We start from the raw sequence: 23,591 nt of genomic DNA, 5'->3' as shown, positions 1-23,591 counted from the left end.
CGGCCGCCGGGCGCCGTTAGCGCAAGCGCGCGGCAAGGCCGGAAATGCGTTCTACACGCCTTGCCAGCGCCTGGCGCAGCGATTCGGCGCTGGCGCAGACGTGCACCTCGCGGCGGGCGCGGGTCAGCGCGGTATAGACCAGTTCGCGGGTAAGCACGCGGGTCGGTTGTCGCGGCAGCTGCAACCAGACGCTGTCGAATTCCGAACCCTGCGCCTTGTGCACGGTCATGGCGAATGCGCTTTCGTGCGCGGGCAACGCGCCGGGATGGAAAGGACGCGGCCCGGTTTCGGCATCGCCTGGGAACCAGGCCACCGGCGCGCCCTTGTCGCCACGCAGGCAGATGCCGATGTCGCCATTGAACAGGCGCTGCCGGTAGCTGTTCTCGGTCACCAGCAGCAGGCGGCCATTGAAATAAGCGGGGGCCTGGCCACGGTGGGCCGCCAACGCTTCCTCGATGCGCGCGTTGAGCCCACGCGCACCTTGCGCTCCTTCGCGCACGGCGGTCAGCAGGCGCAGCCGGCCGGCTTGTGCCAGCGCGGCTGCGGGATCGTCGATATCGGCCAGTGCGCGCCAATGCGTGAGCAGGGCTTCGCGGTGCGCCTGCAACGGGTCGAACAGGTTTTCGTGGAAATGCACCCCGGCCAGTTGCCCGCCGCGCAACAACGCGAGCGTGGTGTCGGTATCGCCTTCGCGCACGGCCAGCGCCAGCGGCGACAGGTTGAAGGATTCCGCCTGCCGGTAGCCGCGCCGCAATCGCACATGGTGTCCGGCTAGCGGACGCGCATCGATCGGGCTTTTCGCCGGCCCGCCGCCCAGCAAGGGTGCGAGTGCTTCCCCGGTGATGTCGTCGTCGCTTGCCGCGCCCATGATCGCGGCGAGCACATCGCCGGCTTCCACCGAAGGCAGCTGGTCGGGATCGCCCAGCAATACCAGTCGCGCCCCGTCGGGCACGGCTTCCACCAGCTTGCACATCAGCGGCAGGTCGACCATCGAGGCTTCGTCGACCACGACGATGTCGAACGGCAGCGGATGTCCGGCATCGAAACGGAAACGTGGACTGTCGGGAATGGTCCCTAGCAGGCGATGTAGGGTACTGGCCCGGGTGGGCAACGCATCGCAAAGCGCGACCTCCACCCCCGGCGTCTGCCGCAAGACCGAAACCGCGGCAATCAGGCTTTCGGCCATGCGCTCGGCGGCACGCCCGGTGGGCGCGGCCAGCGCGATCCTGGGTGGTGGTCCGCCCTCTCGCTGCGCCTGTGCGACCAACAACAGCAACAGGCGCGCGATGGTGGTGGTCTTGCCGGTGCCCGGACCGCCGGTGACCAGCAACAATGAGCGCAGCAAGGCCGAAGCCGCCGCGTGCGCCTGGCAGTCGTCACCGTTGCGCGCCTCGGGAAACAGCGCGGCAAATAGCGACGCCAAAGCGGCGAGATCGCCCGCGTCGGGAACCCGTGCCGCGATCTGCCGCAGGCGCAACGCCAACCGGTATTCGTATTGCCGATAGCGCCGCAGGTACAACAATCCGTTTTCCAGCACCAGCGGCGTGTCGCTGGAAGCGGAAGAATCCGCATCCGGCGCGTCGACCCAGCGCGACTCCGACAAGGCTTCGAGCCACGCCTGCGGCGCAGGCCAGTCGATGTCGGCATCGAACAGCAGCTGCGGCCGGGCCGGATCGAAGGCGGCGTTGCCCTGGCCCACCGCGAACGAAGCCAGCGCCGCGGCGGCGAGCACGGCTTCCGGCGTGGCCGGATCGAGGCGACGCAGGCTCTGCGCCAGCGCGTGATCGAGCACGCGCAGGGTGCCGGTGCGGAACAGGTCGTCGAGCAGGCTCATGCGCTACCGCCCGCGAACAGCGCGTCGAGCGCATCGACCAGCGCCACCGATGGTTTCCACGCGTGGATGCCGTCGGCAGTCGCGGACCGCGGGTCCAATCCGCGACAGAACAGATATCGCGTGCCGCCGAAATCGCGCGCGTAGTCGTAGCGGCCGTCCAGGCGGAAGCGCAGCCATCGATGCAGGGCGAGCGTGTAGATCAACGCCTGCAGGTCGTACTCGCTGTGCGCCATCGCCTGCTGCAGGCTGGCGGCGTCGTAGGCGGGCAAGCGATTGGATTTGTAGTCGAGCAGGTACCAGCGCCCGTCGTGCAGGTAGGTCAGGTCGATCTTGCCGGTCATCAGGCCTTCCAGCTGGCGGCGCAGGCCGAAGGCGCGGCGCTCCGGCAGCACGCCATGCGCATGCAGCGTCGCCAGCAAGGCGTCCACTGAGGTCGGCTTGAGCGAGAAATGGAATTCCAGCTCGGCGCGACGCGCCTCCATCGGCAGGTCGGAGAGCGTCCCGCCCTCCGGCAATGACACGGTCAGCGTGCGGCCGACCAGCGTGGTCAGTTCGGCGACGCCATCGTCCAGGTCGTCATCGGCATAGCCGCCGCCACGCAAGGCCTCGCGAAGCGCGGTTTCCTGCCCATCGGGCGCCTGCGCTTCACGCCAGTCGCGCCATGCACCGAAATCCATGTGCTCCAGCGCTTCGTGCAACACATTACCGAAGCGGCTGCCGCTGAAACGCGTGTCGAAGGCAACGGGCATTTCGAAATCGTCCGCGGCGACGGAGTCCGGCTCGTCCTCGGCACCGCGTTCGATGGCCGCTGCCGTGGTCGCATTCGACCCATGTTCGCCTGCGTCCGCCTTGCTGAGCTGGGTGAAGCTGTACACCCACCAGTCGCGCGGCACGCTGCGTTGCGACTGGCGCGGTGGTGGTACGGCCGCGCTGGATTCCGGAGACAGCGGCGACGGCAAACCCGCCGGCGGGTTGTCGTCGACAACGATATCCGCCTGTCCGCGCAACGCATCCAGTCCAGCCAGCATCGGCGCCAACGCAGCCGTATCGGCCTGGTACAGATCGCCCGTCGCCAGCCATAGCGCCTGCTTGGCGCGGGTCAGGCCGACGTAGAGCAGGCGCGCGTCTTCAGCACGCTGTTCGTGTTGCCAAGCCAGGACCGCGTCCTGCCAGCGTTGCGAATCATCGTCCTTGCCCAGCTTCCAGTGCAGCACGCGGCCCTCTGCGGCCGGCACCTGGCAGTGGCGCGCAGGCTTGTCGTCCTTCCTGCCCACGCCGATGTAGGGCAGGAATACCAGCGGGAATTCCAGTCCCTTGGCCTTGTGCAGGGTCAGGATCTGCACCCGTCGCGCATCCGATTCCAGGCGCAATAGCTGCTGCTCGTCGTTCGGATCGGCATCGGCGATATGCGTGCGCAGCCAGTCGACCAGGCCGTGCATTCCCAGCGCGCGCGCGTCGGCTTCCTGCAGCAGTTCGCCGAGCTGCAGGGTGTTGGTCAGTCGGCGCTCGCCGTCGTCGAGCGCGAGCAGGCGTTCGGCGTTGCCCGCGCACAGGTCGGACACCAGCGCCAGCGGGCCATGGCGTTGCCAGCGTTCGCGCCAGGCCAGCGCCAGCAGCTGCTTTTCGCTGCGCCAGGCATCGTCATGGTCCAGGCGCGCGATGCCGGCGGCGTCCGCGCCCAGCAGCACCGTCGCCAGCGCCGCACGCAGCCGGCTTTCGTCGGCCGGTTGCAGCAGGGCTTCGAACACCGCCAGCAACTCTTCGGCCTGTCCGGTTTCGAACAGGCTCCGCTTGCCGGCGGCCACCGCGGGAATACCTGCGGCGGACAGCGCCAACTGCATGCGCGTGGCTTCGGCATGGCTGCGCACCAGCACCGCGATATCGCCGGGCTGCACCGCTTCGCCATGGATCATGGCGTTGTCGCTGCGTGCGTCGGACAGCACCGCGTGGATCTCCGCCACACAAGCGTCGGTGGCGTGGCGTCGCGATTCCGGTGCGCTCCACGCGACCGGCCGGCCCTTGTCACCGCGTTCGCCCGATGCCAGCACGCGGACCGTCAGCGCTGGCGCGGTCATGCCCCTGCGCTGGTAATCCACATCGGCATTGCCGGCACCGGCGAAGACTTCATGGAAACGAATGCGCTCGTCGACGAAGGCGCGCTCGCCCGCCTGCGCATACAGCGCCTCGATCGCGCGCAGCACGCCGGGCCGCGAGCGGAAGTTGTGCGCCAGGGGCGGCGCGGCGATCGCTTCGCGCCCGGCGGCCAGATAAGCGTGCACATCGCCACCACGGAAGCCGTAGATGGCCTGCTTGGGATCGCCGATGAGGAACAACGCCGGCGGCGCGGCGGCGGCGCTCGTTCCGTCATCCGCGTTGCCGAACACGCGACGGAAGATCGACCACTGGCGTGCGTCGGTATCCTGGAATTCGTCGACCAGGGCGATGGCGTACTGGCTGCGCAGGTTGCGCGCGAGCGCCGCACCCTGCGCACCTTCCAGTGCATTGGCGACATCGTCGATCAGGTCGTCGTAGGTCTGCAGGCGGCGCGTCTGCTTCAGTAGCGCTAGGCGCTGGCGTGCGTCGTCGCGGATCCGGTACAGCAGGATCAGTGCCTGTTCAGCAAGCCATTGCTTGTAGACCTTCTGAACATTGAGTAAGGATTCCGCTGCAACGCAAAAAGGAGATGTAGGCGTCTGCTCTTGCTTTCCTTTGTTAGTTCTTAGTGTCAGCGTTGCTGGTGTCAGTCGGTTATCGATCCCATCAGTAGCTGCGCCAATGCTGCACCAATGATTTACAGACGACCAAAGTTTCGCTGGAAGATCAGATGGGTAGCTCTTCCCATTCAGGACCTTGTTTGCAATCGCACGTTCCAATTTTTCCCAGAATGCAAGTCCATGATCCCTGAATGCCGCTCTAAATTCCGTGGCTGCGCGCTGGAGTTGGTCGCTCGGATCAGGACTGTCTTTTGGCAAGACAGGAATTATCTCCCGTGCGCGCAGCAGCACACCCAGATCCTTTGTTAGCGCATCAGGAGATGTCCACAACACCTGCAACAATTCCGCATCGCGTGCGTTGGCGCCGTGGGCGCGCCACAGGTCTGCGGCGAGTTCTTCGTGCAGTTCGCGCTCGCTGCCGATCATCTCCGGTGGATCGAACGCCTGCCCGGTCTGCAGCGCGTATTCGGAAAGCACGCGCGCGCAGAAGCCGTGGATGGTGAACACGGCGGCGAGGTCTATCTCGTTTTCCGCGCGGCGCAGGCGCGCATGCAGGCTGGCGGCGTCTTCCCGCGCCAGTTGTCGCTGCAGGATGCGCAGGGTGAGTACGGTTTCGGGATCGTCACTGGCTGCTGGCGCATAGCCGGCGAGCAACGCCTGCGCGAGCTCGGCGGCCAAAGCCAGGCGCTTGCGCAAGCGCGCGCGCAATTCCTGGGTGGCCGCTTCGGTGAAGGTCACCGCGAGGATCTGGCCCAGCGCGAGGCCGCGTTCGACCACCAGTCGAGTGACCAGCGTGGCCAAAGTGAAGGTCTTGCCGGTACCGGCACTGGCCTCGATCAGCCGCACGCCGTCGAGGTCGATATCGAGATAGGAATCGGCGGTGGGGTCGCGCTCGATGTTCATGCGCCTTCGCCCTCGCGCCCATGCACCACCGCATCGAACACGATGCCGGCGACGGCGCGGAATTCCTCGCCCAGCTCTTCGTCCGCGAACGGGTCGCGTCCGCGCAGCGCCAACCGCGCGCTGGGAGTGTCGCCCTCGCTCCAGCCGCGCTCCGCGTGCCACTGGTCGCGGGCACGCTCCCAAGGCGTCTTGCTGTTCGCGCGCGGCATCTCGCCGGCTTCAAGGCGACGCTGGCCGTCGTACCAGAGCCAGCCGGCGCGCGGACCGAACGGCAATGGTTCGCGCAGGCCCTGCGCACGCAGCCGCAACAGGGCACGCAAGGCAGCGCGCGCGGCTTCGGGATCCGCAGGACCGCGTGCGAGCGGGCCGACACCTTCGCCGGTGTCGTAGAACTGGAACAAGGTCGACTCCTTGCCCAGCGCCGACATCACCAGCCAGTCCAGGCCATCGGCTATTTGCGACGGTCCATGCAACTTGTCGTAGCGGAACCGCGGCAGTCCCGTTGCATAAATGTCTTCGATGCGGCCATGCAGGCGCACGCCGCCCAGATCGAGATCGAAGGCCTGCGATTGCGGCGCACGGTCGCCGCGCCATTGCACGAACGCGTCCGCATACGGCTGCACCTGCGCGCGCAGCAATTTGAGTTGGCGCTCGCCCAGCGGTCCCGAGGGCAACAGCGCGCGCGCGCGCAGCTGGCGATGCAGCGAAGCATAGTCTTCCGCACCCGATACGCAGGCCTCGAACACGGCCTGCTGCAGTTTCCAGCGATCCAGGCCGCTGCCGGGCGCGGCGAGCGGATCGAGGTCATCGTCGGCGTCGCCCACTTGCGGCAGGCGCAGGGCAAGGCTTTGCCGCAGGAAGGCGTCGGCGGGATCGCGCAGGAAGCCGCGCAACTCGGCCAGCGACAGCGATTCCACCGCCTCGCCCGCCGGCAGCGGATCGACCAACCAGCGCGCGGGTGGCTTGCGTTGTTCCTGCAATGCCCCGGCTGCGGGATGCCATTCGCGCCGGTAGCTGAAGCGACGCGGCTCGGTCCTGCCTTCTTCTTTTCCGTCGACGGCGCCGAACGCCGCCGCCGCGAACGGCTGCAGCGGATGATGCACGACCAGCTGCCTGCCGGCTGCTGCGACGTCAGCGTGATAACGCGCGACGACATCGATCAGTTCCGAGACCAGCACCGACGGCTCGCGCGCGCTGCCGTCGCGCGGATCGGCGCCAAGATAGCTGAGATAGAACACTTCGGACGCGGCACTGAACAATTGCAGGAAAAGATAGCGGTCGTCTTCGCGCAACGAACGGTCGCCATGGCGACGCCTGCTGGTTCCCAGTTCGGCGGTGAGCTGGTTGAGGCCGGCGGCAGGATCGCGGCGCGGGTAGTCGCCGTCGTTCATGCCCAGCACGCAGAGCACGCGGAACGGCAGCAGCCGCATCGGCACCATGCGCCCGAAACTTATCCCGCCGGTCAGCAGCGGCGCGCGCGTATCGGCTTCGGCCAGCTCGGCGGCGAAATGCGCGCGCAACACCTCGGGCGGTACCGGCTGATCGAAACCGGCGCGGCGTGCGGCCTCGGCGAATCCATCGATGCTGTTGCGCAGGCGTTCCGGCGCGCGCTGGTCGGCGAGCGCCTGCGGTGGTTGCGGCAAAATCGCTTCGAGCAGTCCGAGCAGGCGTTCGCGCCACTGCGCGGGCGTCATCGCTTCACCCAGCACGCGCTCGTTGCGTGCCAGCACGCGCAACAAGCGGATCAGCGCATCCAACGCCACCAGTCCACTGCCTTCGAGCTCCGGCCACGGGGCGACGCCGGCGATCTCGCCTTCGCCGCCGCTGGCATGGCCCAGCAACAGGCGGTCGAGCGCGAACGCCCAGGTATAGGCGTCGTCGCGCGGTGCCTGGTGGCGTTCGCGGTGGCCCGCATCTATGCCCCAGCGCGCTCCTGCCGCCGACAGCCAGCCATGCAGTCGCTCCAGCGCAGGCGGGTCGAGTCCCGCGGCATTGGCGATGGGCGCGCAGGCCAGCAGGTCGAGGATTTCGTTGAGGCCGAAGCGCGAGATCGGCAGCGCAAGCAGGCGCAGGAAGACTTCCGCCAACGGTTCGCTGGCCAGCGGACTGGTATCGGCCAGCGCATAGGGAATGAAATCGGCCGTGCCGGCCAGGCCGCCGAATACCGCTTCGATATAGGGCGCGTACGGATCGATATCGGGCGCCAGCACCGCGATCTCGCGCGGCTGCAACGGCGGATCGAAGCGCGGGTCTTCAAGCAGGCCGCGCAACTGGTCGTGCAGCACCTGCACTTCGCGCAGGCGTGTATGGCAGGCGTGGATCTGGATGCTGGAATCGTCCACGTCGACTTTTTCACGCCAGGCCATCGCCGGTGGCGGACGCCGATGCAGCAGGTCGCGCTGCAGGCGCTGCAACAGGCTGTCGCTGTCCGGCTTGTCATCGACACGCGTCTCGGGATCGGCGTAGGCGGCGATCTCGCCCGAGGGATGCACCACTTCGTAGCTGCCGAGCACGACGACGAAGTCGCGACCGGCCGCACCCCAGGCCTGCAGCAACGGATTGTCCGCATCGACCATGGCGAACGGATCGTCGGCCTGCGCGCGCAACCGTTCGCCCAGTGTCTGCAGGTCGCCCCAGTACGAACGCGTCGGCGTCGGCATGTAGAAATGCAGCGTGCCGACCCGCGCCTGGGTGGCGATGACCCGCAGCACATCCGGCGACACGTTGAGGGTGGCGAAGGCGAACAGCCGCGAGGGCAGGCCGACGGGCAGCGGCGCGGCGCCGTCGTGGGCGTCGTGGGCGTCGTGGGCGTCGTGGGCGTAGTCGGCAAGGTAGTCGTCGATGCGCCGAGCGCGATGCGCGCGGCCGCCGGCGATGTGCCGCCACAGCACGGCCTGAGGGTCGCGCGGCGCCTGCCCGGCCTCCCAACCCAGCAGCCAGTCGCGGCGCCAGGCCTGGTACTTCTCGAATACCGAGGCCAACTCGCCGGCCAGCGACCACGGCTTCAGCGCGTTGTCGCCGTCCAGGTAACGTTTGAGCGGCTGCATCGCAGGTTCGCGCAGGATCGCCGGGACGGTGAGCGCCGCATACAGCTGCCAGCGCAGGGCGGACGCATCAAGGTCGTCGTGGTCGCCGGGGACATTGGCCTGCAGCGCACGCTGGACGAATTCACCCGGGGTCAGGAACTCCAGGTTGGCGGCGATGCCGTGTTCGGCCGCCAGCGTCGCCTGCAGCCAGCGCCGCATCGCCACCTGCGGGATCAACACGATGTCCGGGGCCAGCAGCGACTGCCCGGGCGCGGGCGCGCGCAGCTCGGTGGCCAGCAGGCCGGCCAGCACTTCCAGCGAATTGGAGTGGTACAGGCGGAAGTCGGAGGAAGGGGCGGGCATTGCTCCATCTTGCCGCAGACCCGTCGCATTCGCCGCGACCACGCCCTCTGCGTCTCGCGATCAAGGCGAATTCGCCGGCACGGGTCCCGCATTGTCCCTAAAATAAAACTCGACAGTGCAATATTGTTCAGCTACCGCCGGTGATCCTTTACGGTGTTTTGGAGTTTGCCTTGCCGATGCCCTCCCCCGACTCGCCCGCCGTGCGCCTTGCAAAGCTCCGCCTCGACCGTGGCGGGCGCACGATCCTGCGCGACATCGACCTGTCGGTACCGCGCGGCAGCATCACCGCGGTGCTGGGCCCGTCGGGCAGCGGCAAGTCGACCCTGCTGGCGGCGCTGACCGGCGAACTGCCGCCCGCGGCGGGCAGCGTGGAAGTGTTCGGCAAGCCGGTGCCGCGTGGCACCCGCCACCTGCTGGAGATGCGCAAGGGCATCGGCGTGCTGTTGCAGGGCAATGGCCTGCTCACCGACCTGAGCGTGGCCGAGAACGTGGCCCTGCCGTTGCGCACGCATACGAAATTGCCGGCGGCGCTGGTCCGCCGCATCGTCGACTTCAAACTCAACGCTGTCGGCCTGCTGGCCGCGGGCGAGGCCTGGCCGCGCGAGCTTTCCGGCGGCATGGCCCGGCGCGTGGCCCTGGCCCGGGCCCTGGCCCTGGACCCGCCACTGATGATCTACGACGAGCCACTGACCGGACTGGACCCGATCGCCAGCGGAGTGATCATGAGCCTGATCCAGCGCCTCAACGACAGCCTGGGCCTGACCAGCATCATCGTCACCCACCACGTGCACGAGACCCTGCCGATCGCCGACCACGCCGTGGTCATCGCCAATGGCGGGATCGTGTTTTCGGGTACCCCGACCGAGCTTGAAGCCAGCACCGATCCGCTGGTGCGGCAGTTCCTGCGCGGCGAACCCGATGGCCCGATCGCCTTCGACGCCACCCCACGGACCGAGGCCGCCTGATGCCCTTCGTCACCGCGACCCGCTCGCTCGGCCGCGCCGGCCTGTTCACCTTGTCGGTGCTGCGCGCCTCGAAGCCGACCAAGGACTTTTTCGCCGAACTTGTGCGGGAAATCTACAAGATCGGCGGACGTTCGCTACCAATCGTCGCCGCGGGCGGGGCCTTCGTCGGCCTCTCGGTGACCCTGCTGGGCTACCGCGCCCTGGAAACCTACGGCGCCACCAGCCAGGTCAGCGCCCTGCTCGGCCTGGGCCTGTACCGGGAACTGGGGCCGGTGCTGACCGCGCTGCTGTTCGTCGGCCGCGCCGGCAGCTCCATCGCCGCCGAACTGGGCCTGATGCGCGCCACCGACCAGATCAAGGCGCTGGAACTGATGGCCATCGACCCGATCGCCAAGGCGGTGGCGCCGCGGTTCTGGGCGGCGGTGATCAGCGTGCCGCTGCTGACCGGTTTCTTCTGCAGCCTGGCCATCACCGCCGGCTACTTCGAGGCCGTGCATGTCATCGGCGTCGATGCCGGCACCTTCTGGCAGACCCTGAAGGACAGCGTCGATTTCTCCGACGATTTCCTCCAGGCGTTCTTCAAGGCCGCGATCTTCGGCGGCACCAGCGCCCTGGTCGCCGCCTATGTCGGCTTCCATGCCGAGCCCACCATCGAGGGCACCTCGGTCGCCACCACCCGCGCGGTAGTGAACGCCTCGCTGCTGGTGCTGATGTTCAATTTCGTCCTTTCCGCCTTGTTGTTCAGGAGTTGACCCATGGCCGTCCGCGGACCCCGTCTTGAATTCGCCGTCGGTGCCTTCCTGTTGCTGGCCCTGGCCTCGCTGCTGGTGCTGGCGCTGGCTTCCACCAACAAGAAATTCGGCTTCGGCAGCGACAGCTACGAGCTGACCGCGCGCTTCAGCAACCTGGGCCAGTTGCGCCCGCAGGCGCCGGTGAAGATCGGCGGCGTGGTCGTGGGCCAGGTGGCCGGGATCAAGCTGGACCCGGTGAAGTTCGATTCCATCGTCACCCTCGACATCAACAATGAATACAAGGACCTGCCCGCCGATACCTCGGCCGGCATCTTCACCAGCGGTTTGTTGGGCGAGAACTACATTGGCCTCTCACCGGGCGGCGATCCGGAAACCCTGAAGCCCGGCGAAGAAATCGCCTTTACCCAGCCCGCGGTCGACCTGCTGCAACTGGTCGGCAAGTACATGTTCAGCGGCGGCGGCAAGCCGGCCGAGGGTGCCGACGCCGGCGCCGACGCCAGCGCCCCGCCCGCCGCGCAGGGTTCCGCCAGCAAGGTCGTGCTGGACAGCAGCACCCGCATCCTGAGCACGCTGGAGCAGCGCCGCGCCGAATTCCGCAAGGATCCGGCGGCGCTCAAGCAGTTCATCACCAGCGAATTCAACCGCATGTTCGACCGCGGCTACGCCGCGCGCCTGGTCCTGGGCGTGCATGGGCGCGGCGCTTCGGACGCCGACGTGAAGCTGTTCGCCGACGCCCTGGCCGACAACCTGACCTCGCGCTACGGCACCTCGCTGCTGGACTTCAACACCAAGCTGCGCGTGCGCATCAAGTCCGAATCGCCGTTGCCCGGCAACCGCGGCGTGAAAGTCTCCAGCGAGATGCTGCGCGACGGCGGCGATCCGATCCCGGTCGACTACCTGATCCGCAACGTGGGCGGGCAATGGAAGGCGTTCGACGTGATGATCGAAGGCATTTCCTACGTGCAGACCTTCAAGAACCAGTTCGACGCCCCGCTGCGGCAGAAGTCCATCGCCCAGGTCGCCGCCGACCTTCGCGCCGGCAAGATGCAGGTCAATGGCGGCAACTGAGGCCACGGTCCACCGCGATGGCGACGCCCTGGTGTTTTCCGGGGCGCTCGGCCGCGATGCGGCGGCGGCGTTATGGACGATCGCCAGCAAAGCGCTGGCAGGTGTGCAACGCATCGTCCTGACCAATGTCACTACCGTGGACAGTGCCGGGCTGGCATTGTTGGCCGAACTCGCCGCCCGCGTGCGCGCGGCGGGAATCACGCCCCGCATCGAAGGCGAGCCCGCCGGCCTGTCCGAACTGCGCGCCGCGTATCGATTGACGCCCGGGCTGGACTTCCCCGGCGCGGCCCCCACGACGTAGTACCCAGGGAATCGGGATGAATCTGTTACGCATCGCCACTGTTGCCGTCCTCGCCGCGCTGGCCACCGCCTGCGCGTCCACACCGCACACCGCTGCGCAGGCGCCGCCGGCGGAAACCCTGGTGGTCGGCGAAAGCACCAGCGAAACCACGCCCGCCGCGCCGGCGGAAGCCGGCCCGGTCCCGGTCGCCGACGAGGCATCGCCAGTCGCGCCGCCGATCGCGAATGCGCAGGCCGACGCGACTTCCGCGGAAGATGACTTCGCCGCGATCTACGGCCAGAACGAATACAACCCGGTCGCCGACCCGACTCTGCCGCCCGGTGTGCAGATGCCGGTGTCCTACGACCCGTGGGAAAAACTCAACCGCAAGACCCACCGCTTCAACAACGCGGTGGACCGGACCATCGCCCGGCCATTGGCCCTGGGCTACGTCAAGGTGGTGCCGCGTCCGGTGCGCCTGGGCGTAAGCAATTTCTTCAGCAACCTGGGCGAGCCGATCACCACGCTCAACAGCCTGCTGCAGGGCAAGCCCAAGCAGGCGGCCCAGTCGCTGGGCCGTTTCCTGCTGAATTCGACCCTGGGCATCGGCGGCATCTTCGATCCGGCCAGCGATGCGAAGCTGCCGCGCAAAAACGAGGACTTCGGCCAGACCCTGGGGGTGTGGGGCTGGAAACGTTCGCGCTACGTCGAACTGCCGTTGTTCGGTCCGCGCACCATCCGCGATGTGTTCGGCCTGGTCGGCGACGCGCCGCTGTCGCCGATCCGCCAGGTCGAGAACGACAAGGTCCGCCTCGGCCTGCAGGGCCTGCAACTGGTCAACGTGCGCGCGCAGCTGTTGTCGATCGACGCCCTGCGCGAGGGCGCGGTGGACGAATACGCCCTGTTCCGCGATTCGTGGCTGCAGCGCCGCAACTACCAGATCAGCGAAGACCGCAAGAAGTCGGGCGACGAGAGCCTGCCCGAGTACCTGCTGGAAGAGGAAGAAAATCCGACCGTGCCGATGGACGCGATGCCGGATATTTTGCCGACGCCGGGCAGTTGATCGCTTTTCCCTCTCCCTTTACGGGAGAGGGTGGCCGAAGGCCGGGAGAGGGTTCGGCTTTTGATCTTGCTTGTTTCGACCTTGCCTGTCGGTCGAGCCGTTTCCCGAGCCCGGATTGTATGGTGCGGTCGGAAACATTCCCGCTCCGTTTTCCCCTCTCCCGCCGCGCTATGCGCGTCGACCTCTCCCACAAGGGGAGAGGTGATTACTCCGCCTCGTCGCCCCCACCCGCCTCACCCAGCAATCCCTGCTCGCCCTCGCTCGGCAACGACTCCACGTCACGCAACCTGCGCTCGATCGCCCGCGTGCGCACGCCGGTCTTCTCGATCTGGGTGCTGGCCTGATCGAGCTTGCTCTTCACCGAATCGAGCACGTCGCCGAACTTGGAGAACTCTGTCTTGACCGCGCCCAGGGTCTTCCACACTTCGCTGGAACGCTTCTCGATGGCCAGGGTGCGGAAGCCCATGTGGAAACTGGTCATCAGCGCCAGCAGCGTGGTCGGACCGGCCACGGCGATGCGCTGGTCGCGCTGCAGGGCATCGACCAGGCCGGGGCGGCGCAGCACTTCGGCGTAGAGGCCTTCGGTGGGCAGGAACAGGATCGCGAATTCGGTGGTGTGCGGTGGCGACACGTACTTGTCGCGGATGCGCGTGGCCTCCAGGCGCACGCGGCGCTCCAGCGCTTCGCCGGAGGCGCGCGCGGCTTCGACGTCGGCGCGTTCCTGGGCGTCGAGCAGGCGTTCGTAATCCTCGCGCGGGAACTTGGCGTCGATCGGCAGCCACACCACCGAGTCGGCGGAAGAGCCGGGAAAACGCACGGCGAATTCGACGCGCTCATTGCTGCCCGGCACGGTGGCGACGTTGGCGGAATACTGGTCGGGCGCGAATACCTGTTCGAGCAAGCCAGCGAGCTGCACTTCGCCGAACACGCCGCGCGACTTGACGTTGTTGAGCACGCGCTGCAGGCCGCCGACGTCGGCGGCTAGCTTGTTCATGTCGCCCAGGCCCTGGTGCACCTGCGCCAGCATCGCGGTGACGTTGCCGAAGCTTTCGGTCAGACGCGTTTCCAGCGTGGCGTGGAGTTTCTCGTCGACGGTGGCGCGCATCAGTTCGAGCTTGGCGGCGTTGTCGGCCTGCAGTTCCTTGAGCCGCGATTCCAGGGTGGCGCGCATCTCGCCGATGCGCTGTTCGTTGCGCTGGGTGAGTTCGCCCAGGCGCTGGCTGAGCATTTCGGCGAAGCGCTGCTGCGACTCGCTGGTTTCCAGCCGGCCCTTGCGCGCGTCCTCGCCCAACGCCTCGCGCAGCAGGTCCAGGCGCTGGTCGGTGCGGGTGGACAGGTCGGCGAGATTGCGGCCGAAGCCCTCGATGCGGGTTTCCTGCTGTCTGGACAGGCTGTCGAGCTGATCGCGCAGTTCTCCACGGCCATTGCGCTGCTCCTCGCGCAGGGCCAGCTCCATGCGCTGTTCGGGGCGGCGCAAAAGCAGGGCGATCAACAAAACGATGGCCGCGAAGACCAGGCCAGCCAGAATCATGAGGAGAGAATTCGTATCCATGAGGACAGTGTAACGGGCTCGGTCTCAGGGGTTGATCCTGGGCATTCCACCGTGCACAACCCCGGATACTGGGCCACGCCTCGCTTTCGAAGCTTGTTCCTTGCTAGGTTGTCGGGATACCCGACCACCTGGCAATCACCCGACCCGACCCCCGCTTCGCGGTCGGGCCTTGACCAGACCGGCGTGAGGCGGCAAGCAAGGATTGCTGGCCCGCTGCTTCGGCGGAAAAAAAGAGAGCTGACCATGATCAAACATCCAATCATCTCGATCCTGTTGATTCTCCTATTGCTCCCAGCTACCGCGGCAACTGCAGAGGTGTTCGATCGAGCCGCGCAGCTCGAAGTGATCAACGCTGCGGCCGACATCATCGAGTCGCGCTACGTGGATGAAGATAAGGCGCATGAGATAGCCAAAGCGCTTCGCCTGTCCGGAGATCGCTGGAAAGAACCGCGTAATGGAGATTCCTTTGCCAGGGAGGCGACGGCATTCCTGCGTTCGATATCCAAGGATGGACACCTGGGCCTCAGCTACAGCGAAAAAACGATCCCGCAGCAGGATGGCGATGCGGCTTTTTCAGCGGCGGAGATGGAACGATGGTATGGGCCGCAGATCAACCACGGAGTGGAAAAGATCGAGCGCTTGCCGGGCAACGTGATGCTTCTCGACTTGCGCGTTTTTCCGCCTCCATCGATGGCTGGCGATGTGTTCGCAGCGGCGATGACGGTTGTCGCGCAAGGCGATGCGCTCATCATCGACCTGCGCCAGAATGGCGGAGGGGCGGAAACAGCCAACCTGTTGACCGGCTATCTACTCGAAGGCGGAAGCCCTCTTAGCGGCAGCTACAATCGACCAACCGATACGCACGCTTATGCGACTTCGCCGGCATGGGTGCCGGGTCGTCGTTTCGGCCCAACCAAACCCGTCTACATTCTGACCTCGCACAAGACCTTTTCGGCGGCGGAGTCGGTGGCCTACGACCTTCAGGCACTCAAGCGCGCCGTGATTGTCGGCGAAACTACAGGCGGTGGCGCGAATCCATTTGAATATCGTCGTATCCATTCCCACTTCGCTGTCGATCTTCCGGAGTCCAGGTCGGTCAACCCGATTACCGGAACCAACTGGCAAGGGACCGGCGTCAAGCCGGATGTGGAGGTTCCTGCGGAGCAGGCGCTCGACAAGGCGCTTGAGTTGGCGGAAGCATCGCTTACGCGGAAGTGACGAGCGTATAGGTTGGGGTGAGCCTGCGAACCCCAGCATTCGGATCAATTCAAGTGACGATGTCGGGGTTCGCTTCGTTCCCTCCAACCCACGAACTTGATTCAGGCGTTATCCGCCACAGCGCATACTCTCCCCACCTGCAGACCCAAAGAGGCTGCCATGCATTCCTCCCGTCTTTGCGCTCTTTTGATCGATTGCCGCGTATCGGATGTCGACCAGGCCGCCCGGTTCTGGGCCGACGCGCTGGGTCGCGGGATAGATCCCGACCATCCTGGGACCCGCGGCAATTACCGGATGCTGGCCACGCCTCCCGACGAGCCCATCGTCCAGATCCAGCGCGTCGAGCATGAGAGCCGGGTTCACATCGACATCGAAACCGACGACATTCCCGCCGAGGTGGCGCGCCTGGAAGCACTCGGCGCGCAAGTGGTCGATCGCCTGGAACGCTGGGTGGTGATGCAGGCCCCCACCGGGCAGCGATTCTGCGTGGTGCGGGTGCAGCGCCCTGGATTTCCGAAGAACGCCACGCAATGGGACTGAATGAACGGGTTGGGGTGAGCCTGCGAACCCCTACGGTCTACTGCGCAGGCGGTGAGGCGATGGATATGGAAACGTCCAGGTTGGATGAGACTGCCGTGCCGGCACGGAACGGCGCCCGACCCTTCATTCAAGCCTGGGCCGCTTCCCGGCTCGGCTAAACTCGGCGTCGGATACCCAGGAGACGACATCGCATGCGCTTCATTACCGCCCTCGTGCTTTCTCTTGCATTGCTGCCCCCGGGCGCGATCGCGCAACAGGGTCCGGTGGTGCGCGCTCCATTCATCATCGAGCGGACTTACTGGATCAAGCCCGGCAAGGAGCTGCAGTTCGTGGACCTGTTCGAGAAGAACGGGGTTCCACTGCTGCAAGCCAGGATGAAGGAAGGCGATGTGCTCTGGATGCGCCTGTCCAGGCCGCAGTTCAACGCCGGCAACGAGCAATGGGACCTGCGGGTCACCATCGCCTGGCGCGATGCGGGCAGCGCCATGGAACGGATTTCCAAGGCAAGGGAACAAGCGGGCAGGAATACGCAGCGACTGGCGATGGAACAGCAGATCATGGAAGAACTCGTCGTGGAACGCACCGACGTGCCCGTCCAGGAGTGGAGTGCCGCGGACCCCGGCCCCTGATGCCTTATCCGCGCGGCGTTACTTTGAGCACATCAATCCGCCCCGCTCCTCCAATAGATTGGCCGCACGAAGCCGTGCTTTCCCACGGCACCGGCGAGGCGCTGCGACCATGCTCAAGAAAATCCTGATCGGACTCGCGGCAGTGGCGGTTCTTTGCGTCCTTGCGCGCTCCGGCTATGAATTCGGCAAGCGTCTGGCGCACGAGGACAAGGCGGAAGCCGCGCAGGCCCCCGCCGTGGATCCGGCCCACGACTAGATCCCGCGGCACATTCGGGCGCGGGGCGCTGGCGATGTCCATCGGCAGGCCGCATTCCCCGCGGTTACGAACCCGCCCTGCCCGGCCGCGGTATGTCGTGCATCAACCAATGGAACCGTCATGAAGACAAGCATCAGGAAGATGGGGATTGGCGCCGTAGCCTGCGCGCTTGCGTTTGCGGCAACCTCTGTGCCGGCGCAGCACGCTCCTGCGGCGGATAGCGCCAGCGCCGCTACGGCCGAGGCCGTCGTCCAGACCGGCGATGTCGATCTTTTCTACCGCATCTACGACAACGCGAACGGACACCCCAGCGCGGAACAGCTCCAGCACGAATACCTCGACCAGGGTTCGGAAGGACTGCACCTGTTCGCCAGGCTGCGCAACATCTCCGGCCAGCGGATCGCCGACGCCTTGGCCGCGAATCCGTCGCTGTACGCCGACGCCAAGCGTTGCCTTGCCGTCCTCCCGCGAGCGCAGCAACGCCTGGAGACCGCGCTGCGCACACTGGGACGCCTGTACCCGCTAGCGCGCTTCCCACCCGTCACCATCGCCATCGGCCGCGGCAAGCCGGTGGCGATAGGCGCGCCCGACACCGGCATCCAGGTCGGGCTCGAGGCGCTGTGCGCGATCGACTGGCTCGATCCGGACGTCGAGGATCGCATCGTCTGCGTACTCGCCCACGAGTACGCCCACGTCCAGCAGGTCCGGGCGCATGCGCTCAGCGAAAAGGAAAAGCCCACGGTGCTCGAGATCTCGCTGCTCGAAGGCATCGCCGAGTTCGTCGGCGAGCTCACCGCCGGCCGGGCCGCCTATTCCCGCAATGCGGCCGCCGCGGTCGGGCACGAGCGGGAGATCGAGACCCGCTTCGCCGCCGACCTCGACAGGACCGACCTGTCCGACTGGGCCTACAACGCCACCCCGCAAACCCCTGGCGACCTCGGCTACTGGGTGGGCTACCGGATCGCCAAGGCCTACTACCGCAATGCGCCGGACAAGCGCCAGGCCCTGCGCGAGATACTGGAGATGGACGATGCCAGGACCTTCCTGGCAAAAAGCGGCTGGTACCCGGGAATCGGGCTCGAATAAGGCGGACAACGCATCCGGGGGCCGTCGCTCCGGCCGACGATCTCCTGGTGATGTGGGCCGCCCCATGTGATGCGCATTACCATGCGCTCCATGCCATGCACTGGAAGCTGCCCATGACCGAACAGAATCCCCCTTCCGAATTCCTCGTCCTCTCCCGCGGCCAATGGGACAGGGATGCCGCGCCCGAAGACATCCAGGTCGCGATCGACGAGTTCTACGCCTGGCTGGAACAACTGATCACGGAAGGGAAAATGAAGACCGGGCAGCGGCTGGACACACCGGGGGCGACGGTTTCCAGGAAAGGCGTGTTGACCGACGGGCCTTTCGGCGAATCCAAGGAAGTCGTGGGCGGCTACTGGTTCATCCTGGCGCACAGCCTGGAAGAAGCGGCGCAACTCGCCGCGCAGAATCCTTGCATGCGGTTTGGCCTGTTCTATGAAATCCGGCCGATAGATCCGCAGAAGGGCAGCGCCTACGCGGTGACCAACGAAACCCCGGGCGAACGTTGACCGCACAGGGTGCGGCGTGCGGAATCCCTATACCCTCCCGACCATTCCCAAGGAGCGGCCGCCGTGACCGATTCCGACCCGAAGCAATCGATCCTCGATGCGGAACACCTGCGCCTGCTTTCCATCGGTTATTTCATTTCCGCCGGCGTCAGCGCGTTCTTTTCCCTGTTCGGGCTGATGTACCTGTTCATGGGCGTGATGATGGGCGCGGTGTTCTCTTCGGCGGTGAAGGCCGGCCAGCATGCGGAAGGCATGCCGCCGCAGGTGGCGGGCTGGCTGTTCGGCATCTTCGGTGGACTGTTCTTCCTGTTCGGGGCGGGACTGGCGATCGCCAAGTTCCTCACCGGCAAGTACCTCAGGCAACGCCGGTCGCGGACCTTCTGCCAGGTGGTCGCCGGCATTTCCTGCCTGTCGATTCCCTTCGGCACGGCGCTCGGCGTGGCCACGTTCCTGACCCTGGGCAAGCCGAGCGTGGGCGCCCTCTTCGAGCGGTCCACCGCGGTTTGACCGCTCGCCCGGGCCATATCCGCCTCGCATGACCTGATCGCCGCACTGCACATCGCGTCGCCGCGGGCGATGCGCCACTATGTCCCACCTTTCCAATCGCATCTTCGGGAGCACGCATGCAAACCTGGCTCAGGCGCAAATCGATCGACCAGGTCACCGTGCACGAAGAGGGGCGGCGGCTGGTGCCCACCCTGAGCTGGCCGCACCTGATCGCGCTGGGCATCGGCGCCATCGTCGGCACCGGCATCTACACCCTGATCGGGGTCGGCGCCAACCTGGCCGGGCCGGCGGTGCTGCTGTCGTTCGCGGTCGCGGGCATCGTCTGCGCCTGCGCGGCGCTGGCCTACGCGGAGATGGCCACGATGATGCCGGCCGCCGGCAGCGCCTATACCTACAGCTATATCGTGCTGGGCGAGATCCTGGCCTGGGTGGTGGGCTGGAGCCTGATCCTGGAATATTCGCTGGTGGTGAGCACGGTCGCGGTCGGCTGGTCCGGCTACGCGGTCGGCTTCCTCAAGGGCCTGGGCGTGGACCTGCCGTTGTGGGCGACCGCGGGACCGCATGCGGGCGGGTTCATCAACCTGCCGGCGGTGGGCATCGTGTTCGTGGTCGCCGGCATGCTGATGGCGGGAACGCGCGAAAGCGCCACCTTGAACGCGGTGCTGGTCGTGGTCAAGGTGATCGCACTGGGAATCTTCGTGGCCATCGCGCTGCCGCATTTCGATGCCGCGCGGCTGGATCCGTTCATGCCGTTCGGCTTCGTCAAATCGATGGGCACCGATGGGGTCGAACGCGGGGTGATGGCGGCGGCGGCGATCATCTTCTTCGCCTTCTACGGCTTCGATGCGATCTCGACCGCGGCCGAGGAAACCAAGAACCCGGAACGGGATCTTTCCATCGGCATCGTCGGCTCGATGGTCGGTTGCACCCTGATCTACATGATCGTCGCGTTGGCCGCGGTGGGCGCGCTGAGCTACACCGTGTTCGGCAACAGCCCCGAACCGCTGGCGCTGATCCTGCGCGAACTGAACCAGGGCAACGCGGCCACGATCATCGCGATCGCCGCGGTGGTTGCCCTGCCGACCGTGCTGCTGGCGTTCCTGTACGGACAGAGCCGGATCTTCTTCGTGATGTCGCGCGACGGGCTGCTGCCGCGCGGTTTGTCGAAGGTGAGCAAGCGCACCGGCACGCCGATCGCGACCACGCTGTTCACCGCGATCCTGGTCGCCGCGCTGGCCGGCGTGGCGCGACTGGACGAGATCGCGGCGCTGGCCAACGCCGGCACCCTGGCCGCGTTCATCGCCGTGTCGGTGTGCCTGCTGGTGCTGCGCAAGCGCGAACCGTCGCGCAGGCGGGTGTTCCGCACGCCGCTGGCGTGGGTGGTCGCGCCGATCGCGATCTTCGGCTGCCTGTACCTGTTCTGGAGCCTGCCGCGCACGACGCAGCTGTGGTTCCTGCTGTGGAACGCGATCGGCATCGTCGCCTACCTGGCCTACGGACGCCGCAGCAGTCTGCTGGCGCGCGCGCAGGACGCGTGATTCCACAGTAATCCCGTGCCATCGTTCGCGGCCGCGCCGGACGTCGGCGGCCGCGTAGCGTCTTCGGCGCTACACTGGTAACCGTACTCGTTCATACGGAGTGCGTCGATGAGTCGCCACGATATCCGCCTCAAGCGCGCTTATGCGCCGGCTTCCGACGACGACGGCATCCGCCTGCTGGTGGACCGGGTATGGCCGCGCGGCGTCAGCAAGCAGAAGATCGCGATACAGGCGTGGCTGAAGGACATCGCGCCCAGCACGGAATTGCGTCAATGGTTCGGCCATGTGCCGGAACGCTGGGAGGAATTCCGCAAGCGCTACGCGCATGAGCTGGATGCCAACCCCGAGGCGGTCGCCGAACTGCGCAAGTGGCTGAAGCAGGGGCGCGTCACCCTGGTCTACGGCGCGCGCGACGAGGAACGGAACCAGGCGGTGGCGTTGCGCGACTATTTGCTGTCGTAGGAGCGGCCATGGCCGCGACCGGAACACGGACGTCCCGGCGGGGCGGATCTCTGCGTCAGATATCCAACATTCATTGCGCGCCACCCTTGCGGTGCGGTCCACGCGACGTTGGGGTTCGGGTCGCGGCCATGGCCGCTCCTACGGAGTTTTCCTACGCGACGGGGCGTGGCATGCCGATGGCTTGATCTAAATCGGGATCGCAACATGCACGCATGGAAAAGGACGCGACCCTTCGCAGGGGGCATGCCGCGCTACGTCGCGGCCGGGTTTCCCTGCCGAAACAGATTTACCACCTGACCACCAGGACCGTGGCTCGGGCCCCAGTCTTCGCCAATCCGGCGGCCGCGCGAGCGGCCTGTGCCTGTTTCGTCAACCCGGCGACACTGGGCGACGCGGCGTTGTTCGCCTGGGTGCTCATGCCTGATCATGCGCACTGGTTGCTTCAACTCGGAGAAGCCGAGGGGCTGGAAACGCTGGTGTCCAGGCTGAAGGGCGCCAGCGCCTGCCAGGTCAATGCGGCCCTCGGTCGCCATGGCGCGGTGTGGCAAAGGGGATTCTATGATCGCGCACTGCGCAGCGATGAAGACATGCAGGTTGTGGCGCGATACATCATCGCCAACCCGCTGCGTAGCGGATTAGTGGAACGTATCGGCGACTATCCCTACTGGGATGCCGTCTGGCTGTAGGAGCGGCCATGGCCGCGACCGGAACACAGGCGGCCGATGGACCCGTGCGCCATCGATCCAATCCGTGGCGCGTCGCTCTTTCGGCGTGATCCATGCGACGTTGGGGGTCTGGTCGCGGCCATGGCCGCTCCTACGATGTGATCCACGCGACATTGAAGGCCGGTCGCGGCCATGGCCGCTCCTACGTCAGAACACCCGGCAGAACACCGCCTTGAGGTAACGCGACTCCTGCACGTGGGCCATGAACGGATGGTCGGCGCCGGCGCCGGAGACTTTCAGGATCTGGAGGGTGCGGCCGGAGAAGTAGGCGGCGCGGCGCAGCATGTCGAGGAATTCCTGTTCGCTGACCAGGCCGGTGCAGGAGAACGTGGCGAACAGGCCGCCCGGTTTCACCACGCCCAGCGCCAGTTTGTTCATGTCGAGGTATTTCTTCAGCGCGGCGATCACCTGCTCGCGGTCGCGGGTCATCTTGGCCGGATCCAGGATCACCACGTCGTACAGGTCTTTCGCATTGCCGGCATCGCGCAGCCACGGGAAGATATCTGCCTGCACGAATTTCAGCTTCACGTCGTTGAGCTTGGCGTTGCCTTTGGCAATCGAAATCACGTCTTCGTCGATATCCACGCCGACCACTTCCTCAGCGCCGCGAACCTTGGCGTACACGCCGAAGCCGCCGGTGTTGCAGCACAGGTCGAGCACGCGCTTGCCGGCGGCCTGGTGCGACAGCCATTCGCGGTTCTCGCGCTGGTCGGCGAAGAAGCCTGTCTTGTGCGCGCCGGCCGGGTCGGCGCGGAAGCGCACGCCGTTCTCGGTGATGATCGCCGGCGCCGGCGGCTCGGTGCCACGGAAGTCGAAACTCTCCTGCTTCTGCACGTGTTCCTCGGCGAAGCTGTAGAAGCGCGCGCCCGGGAACTGTTCCTTCAAGGCCTCGTAGATCCACTCGCGATGGCGGAACATGCCGGCGCTGAAGAATTCGACCACCAGCAGGTCGTCGTAACGGTCCACGACCAGGCCGGACAGGCCATCGCCTTCGGCATGGACCACGCGCCAGGCGTTGGAGACGTCGTCGAGCTTGAGTACGTCGCGGCGCAGCGACACCGCTTCGGCGATCTTGCGCGAGAACCAGCCCGCGTCGACCGGCACGTCCGGGTCCGTTTCCAGGATGCGCACGGCGATCCGCGAGTGGCCGTTGTAGAAGCCGCGGCCGATCCACTCGCCGTCCACGCCGATGACCTCGACGATGGTCCCGGGCTTGGGTTTCTGCTCGGGCTTGGCGACCAGTTTCTGGAAGATCCAGGGATGGCTGGAGCGCCAGGCGTTCTTGAGATGGACGGCGGGGAGATCGTTGTTCATGTGCCTATTCTACGCGGCGCCCCGCTCACCCTCCCCCTTTATGGGAGAGGGTGGCCGAAGAGCCTGCCCTCGAATGTTTCAGTCGAAGACCGGGAGAGGGTGCGGCTTTTGATCTTGCTTGCCGCTCGATCAGTTTCCCGAGCCTGGATCGTACGACGCTACCGGGAGAAATCTCGCTCCGCCTCCCCTCTCCCGCCGCGCAAGCGCGTCGACCTCTCCCACAAGGGGAGAGGTGGTTCTGCCTGCGGCCCTGCACGCCCCCGGGATTCACCATCCCGGCCCCACCC

The 23,591-nt window shown here is 66.4% G+C and carries 20 protein-coding genes and 1 pseudogene; 16 read left to right on the top strand and 5 right to left on the bottom strand.

Features of this window, described 5'->3' with window-relative positions; all coding sequences use genetic code 11:
- Nucleotides 1–16 precede the first annotated feature (16 nt).
- The 3 genes from recD to recC are packed head-to-tail and all read right to left on the bottom strand — an operon-like array spanning nt 17 to nt 8,840.
- Complete coding sequence (gene recD / locus CSC74_RS07215; protein ID WP_162313780.1) at nt 17–1,834, bottom strand: exodeoxyribonuclease V subunit alpha; 1,818 nt, start codon at nt 1,832–1,834, stop codon at nt 17–19.
- Nucleotides 1,831–5,451, bottom strand: coding sequence for an exodeoxyribonuclease V subunit beta (recB, locus tag CSC74_RS07210; protein ID WP_162313779.1), 3,621 nt, complete (start codon nt 5,449–5,451; stop codon nt 1,831–1,833). The genes recD and recB overlap by 4 nt, the downstream gene beginning before the upstream one ends.
- Complete coding sequence (gene recC / locus CSC74_RS07205) at nt 5,448–8,840, bottom strand: exodeoxyribonuclease V subunit gamma (RefSeq protein ID WP_162313778.1); 3,393 nt, start codon at nt 8,838–8,840, stop codon at nt 5,448–5,450. The genes recB and recC overlap by 4 nt, the downstream gene beginning before the upstream one ends.
- A 176-nt stretch (nt 8,841–9,016) precedes the next feature.
- On the opposite strand from recC, the gene CSC74_RS07200 reads away from it, so the two are divergent.
- The 6 genes and pseudogenes from CSC74_RS07200 (at nt 9,017) to CSC74_RS07180 (ending at nt 12,968) form a co-directional block, all read left to right on the top strand.
- Nucleotides 9,017–9,805: an ABC transporter ATP-binding protein gene (locus tag CSC74_RS07200; RefSeq protein ID WP_162313777.1), complete on the top strand. Its 789-nt coding sequence runs from the start codon at nt 9,017–9,019 to the stop codon at nt 9,803–9,805.
- The gene (locus tag CSC74_RS07195) at nt 9,805–10,557 is read left to right on the top strand and encodes an MlaE family lipid ABC transporter permease subunit (protein ID WP_162313776.1); all 753 of its coding nucleotides are present in this window, start codon (nt 9,805–9,807) and stop codon (nt 10,555–10,557) included. The genes CSC74_RS07200 and CSC74_RS07195 overlap by 1 nt, the downstream gene beginning before the upstream one ends.
- Before the next feature lie 3 nt (nt 10,558–10,560).
- Nucleotides 10,561–10,998, top strand: a pseudogene (mlaD, locus tag CSC74_RS17525) (outer membrane lipid asymmetry maintenance protein MlaD); the annotation flags it as partial.
- Nucleotides 10,999–11,001: 3 nt separating this feature from the next.
- Complete coding sequence (locus tag CSC74_RS17435; RefSeq protein WP_211369607.1) at nt 11,002–11,625, top strand: MlaC/ttg2D family ABC transporter substrate-binding protein; 624 nt, start codon at nt 11,002–11,004, stop codon at nt 11,623–11,625.
- A complete protein-coding gene (locus CSC74_RS07185; RefSeq protein WP_162313774.1) occupies nt 11,612–11,926 on the top strand; it encodes an STAS domain-containing protein in 315 nt (104 codons plus the stop codon). Before CSC74_RS17435 ends, CSC74_RS07185 begins: the two co-directional genes overlap by 14 nt.
- 16 nt (nt 11,927–11,942) lie before the next feature.
- Complete coding sequence (locus CSC74_RS07180) at nt 11,943–12,968, top strand: MlaA family lipoprotein (RefSeq protein WP_162313773.1); 1,026 nt, start codon at nt 11,943–11,945, stop codon at nt 12,966–12,968.
- A 205-nt stretch (nt 12,969–13,173) separates the two neighbouring features.
- Here CSC74_RS07180 and CSC74_RS07175 read toward each other — a convergent pair whose 3' ends face one another.
- The gene (locus CSC74_RS07175; RefSeq protein ID WP_162313772.1) at nt 13,174–14,520 is read right to left on the bottom strand and encodes a DNA recombination protein RmuC; all 1,347 of its coding nucleotides are present in this window, start codon (nt 14,518–14,520) and stop codon (nt 13,174–13,176) included.
- A gap of 243 nt (nt 14,521–14,763) precedes the next feature.
- Here CSC74_RS07175 and CSC74_RS07170 point away from each other — a divergent pair, with 243 nt between their 5' ends.
- The 10 genes from CSC74_RS07170 (at nt 14,764) to CSC74_RS07125 (ending at nt 21,951) form a co-directional block, all read left to right on the top strand.
- On the top strand, nt 14,764–15,738 hold the full coding sequence (locus CSC74_RS07170) for a S41 family peptidase (RefSeq protein ID WP_162313771.1): 975 nt from the start codon (nt 14,764–14,766) through the stop codon (nt 15,736–15,738).
- A gap of 159 nt (nt 15,739–15,897) precedes the next feature.
- Complete coding sequence (locus CSC74_RS07165) at nt 15,898–16,278, top strand: VOC family protein (protein WP_162313770.1); 381 nt, start codon at nt 15,898–15,900, stop codon at nt 16,276–16,278.
- A gap of 191 nt (nt 16,279–16,469) precedes the next feature.
- Nucleotides 16,470–16,907 carry a hypothetical protein gene (locus tag CSC74_RS07160; RefSeq protein ID WP_162313769.1) on the top strand — a complete coding sequence of 146 codons (438 nt, stop codon included), beginning with the start codon at nt 16,470–16,472 and terminating at the stop codon, nt 16,905–16,907.
- 109 nt (nt 16,908–17,016) lie between these two features.
- Nucleotides 17,017–17,163: a hypothetical protein gene (locus tag CSC74_RS07155; RefSeq protein WP_162313768.1), complete on the top strand. Its 147-nt coding sequence runs from the start codon at nt 17,017–17,019 to the stop codon at nt 17,161–17,163.
- 120 nt (nt 17,164–17,283) lie between these two features.
- On the top strand, nt 17,284–18,249 hold the full coding sequence (locus CSC74_RS07150) for a DUF2268 domain-containing putative Zn-dependent protease (protein WP_162313767.1): 966 nt from the start codon (nt 17,284–17,286) through the stop codon (nt 18,247–18,249).
- A 113-nt stretch (nt 18,250–18,362) separates the two neighbouring features.
- The gene (locus CSC74_RS07145; protein WP_162313766.1) at nt 18,363–18,758 is read left to right on the top strand and encodes a YciI family protein; all 396 of its coding nucleotides are present in this window, start codon (nt 18,363–18,365) and stop codon (nt 18,756–18,758) included.
- 63 nt (nt 18,759–18,821) lie between these two features.
- Entirely contained in the window at nt 18,822–19,265 is a 444-nt protein-coding gene (locus CSC74_RS07140) for a hypothetical protein (RefSeq protein ID WP_162313765.1), read from the top strand.
- A gap of 116 nt (nt 19,266–19,381) precedes the next feature.
- Nucleotides 19,382–20,803 carry an amino acid permease gene (locus tag CSC74_RS07135; protein ID WP_162313764.1) on the top strand — a complete coding sequence of 474 codons (1,422 nt, stop codon included), beginning with the start codon at nt 19,382–19,384 and terminating at the stop codon, nt 20,801–20,803.
- 108 nt (nt 20,804–20,911) lie between these two features.
- Nucleotides 20,912–21,265 (top strand): DUF488 domain-containing protein, encoded by a 354-nt coding sequence (locus tag CSC74_RS07130; protein ID WP_162313763.1) that lies wholly within the window; start codon nt 20,912–20,914, stop codon nt 21,263–21,265.
- A gap of 212 nt (nt 21,266–21,477) precedes the next feature.
- The gene (locus CSC74_RS07125) at nt 21,478–21,951 is read left to right on the top strand and encodes an REP-associated tyrosine transposase (protein ID WP_162313762.1); all 474 of its coding nucleotides are present in this window, start codon (nt 21,478–21,480) and stop codon (nt 21,949–21,951) included.
- Nucleotides 21,952–22,137: 186 nt separating this feature from the next.
- On the opposite strand, the gene CSC74_RS07120 is transcribed toward CSC74_RS07125, so the two are convergent.
- Nucleotides 22,138–23,304 carry a class I SAM-dependent rRNA methyltransferase gene (locus CSC74_RS07120; RefSeq protein ID WP_162313761.1) on the bottom strand — a complete coding sequence of 389 codons (1,167 nt, stop codon included), beginning with the start codon at nt 23,302–23,304 and terminating at the stop codon, nt 22,138–22,140.
- Nucleotides 23,305–23,591: the final 287 nt, after the last annotated feature.

This window comes from Pseudoxanthomonas yeongjuensis (assembly GCF_010093345.1).
GTDB lineage: Bacteria > Pseudomonadota > Gammaproteobacteria > Xanthomonadales > Xanthomonadaceae > Pseudoxanthomonas_A > Pseudoxanthomonas_A yeongjuensis.
This window is presented reverse-complemented; position numbering and strand designations above follow the sequence as displayed.

Excerpts from the sequence above, each read along its gene's own strand:
- CSC74_RS07145 (WP_162313766.1), top strand. The coding sequence starts at position 18,363 with ATGACCGAACAGAATCCCCCTTCCGAATTCCTCGTCCTCTCCCGCGGC.
- CSC74_RS07125 (WP_162313762.1), top strand. The coding sequence starts at position 21,478 with ATGGAAAAGGACGCGACCCTTCGCAGGGGGCATGCCGCGCTACGTCGC.
- CSC74_RS07150 (WP_162313767.1), top strand. The coding sequence starts at position 17,284 with ATGAAGACAAGCATCAGGAAGATGGGGATTGGCGCCGTAGCCTGCGCG.
- CSC74_RS07200 (WP_162313777.1), top strand. The coding sequence starts at position 9,017 with ATGCCCTCCCCCGACTCGCCCGCCGTGCGCCTTGCAAAGCTCCGCCTC.
- CSC74_RS07135 (WP_162313764.1), top strand. The coding sequence starts at position 19,382 with ATGCAAACCTGGCTCAGGCGCAAATCGATCGACCAGGTCACCGTGCAC.
- CSC74_RS07165 (WP_162313770.1), top strand. The coding sequence starts at position 15,898 with ATGCATTCCTCCCGTCTTTGCGCTCTTTTGATCGATTGCCGCGTATCG.
- CSC74_RS17435 (WP_211369607.1), top strand. The coding sequence starts at position 11,002 with ATGTTCAGCGGCGGCGGCAAGCCGGCCGAGGGTGCCGACGCCGGCGCC.
- CSC74_RS07175 (WP_162313772.1), bottom strand. The coding sequence starts at position 14,520 with ATGGATACGAATTCTCTCCTCATGATTCTGGCTGGCCTGGTCTTCGCG.
- CSC74_RS07185 (WP_162313774.1), top strand. The coding sequence starts at position 11,612 with ATGGCGGCAACTGAGGCCACGGTCCACCGCGATGGCGACGCCCTGGTG.
- recC (WP_162313778.1), bottom strand. The coding sequence starts at position 8,840 with ATGCCCGCCCCTTCCTCCGACTTCCGCCTGTACCACTCCAATTCGCTG.
- CSC74_RS07195 (WP_162313776.1), top strand. The coding sequence starts at position 9,805 with ATGCCCTTCGTCACCGCGACCCGCTCGCTCGGCCGCGCCGGCCTGTTC.
- CSC74_RS07160 (WP_162313769.1), top strand. The coding sequence starts at position 16,470 with ATGCGCTTCATTACCGCCCTCGTGCTTTCTCTTGCATTGCTGCCCCCG.
- recD (WP_162313780.1), bottom strand. The coding sequence starts at position 1,834 with ATGAGCCTGCTCGACGACCTGTTCCGCACCGGCACCCTGCGCGTGCTC.
- CSC74_RS07170 (WP_162313771.1), top strand. The coding sequence starts at position 14,764 with ATGATCAAACATCCAATCATCTCGATCCTGTTGATTCTCCTATTGCTC.
- recB (WP_162313779.1), bottom strand. The coding sequence starts at position 5,451 with ATGAACATCGAGCGCGACCCCACCGCCGATTCCTATCTCGATATCGAC.
- CSC74_RS07180 (WP_162313773.1), top strand. The coding sequence starts at position 11,943 with ATGAATCTGTTACGCATCGCCACTGTTGCCGTCCTCGCCGCGCTGGCC.
- CSC74_RS07155 (WP_162313768.1), top strand. The coding sequence starts at position 17,017 with ATGCTCAAGAAAATCCTGATCGGACTCGCGGCAGTGGCGGTTCTTTGC.
- CSC74_RS07130 (WP_162313763.1), top strand. The coding sequence starts at position 20,912 with ATGAGTCGCCACGATATCCGCCTCAAGCGCGCTTATGCGCCGGCTTCC.
- CSC74_RS07120 (WP_162313761.1), bottom strand. The coding sequence starts at position 23,304 with ATGAACAACGATCTCCCCGCCGTCCATCTCAAGAACGCCTGGCGCTCC.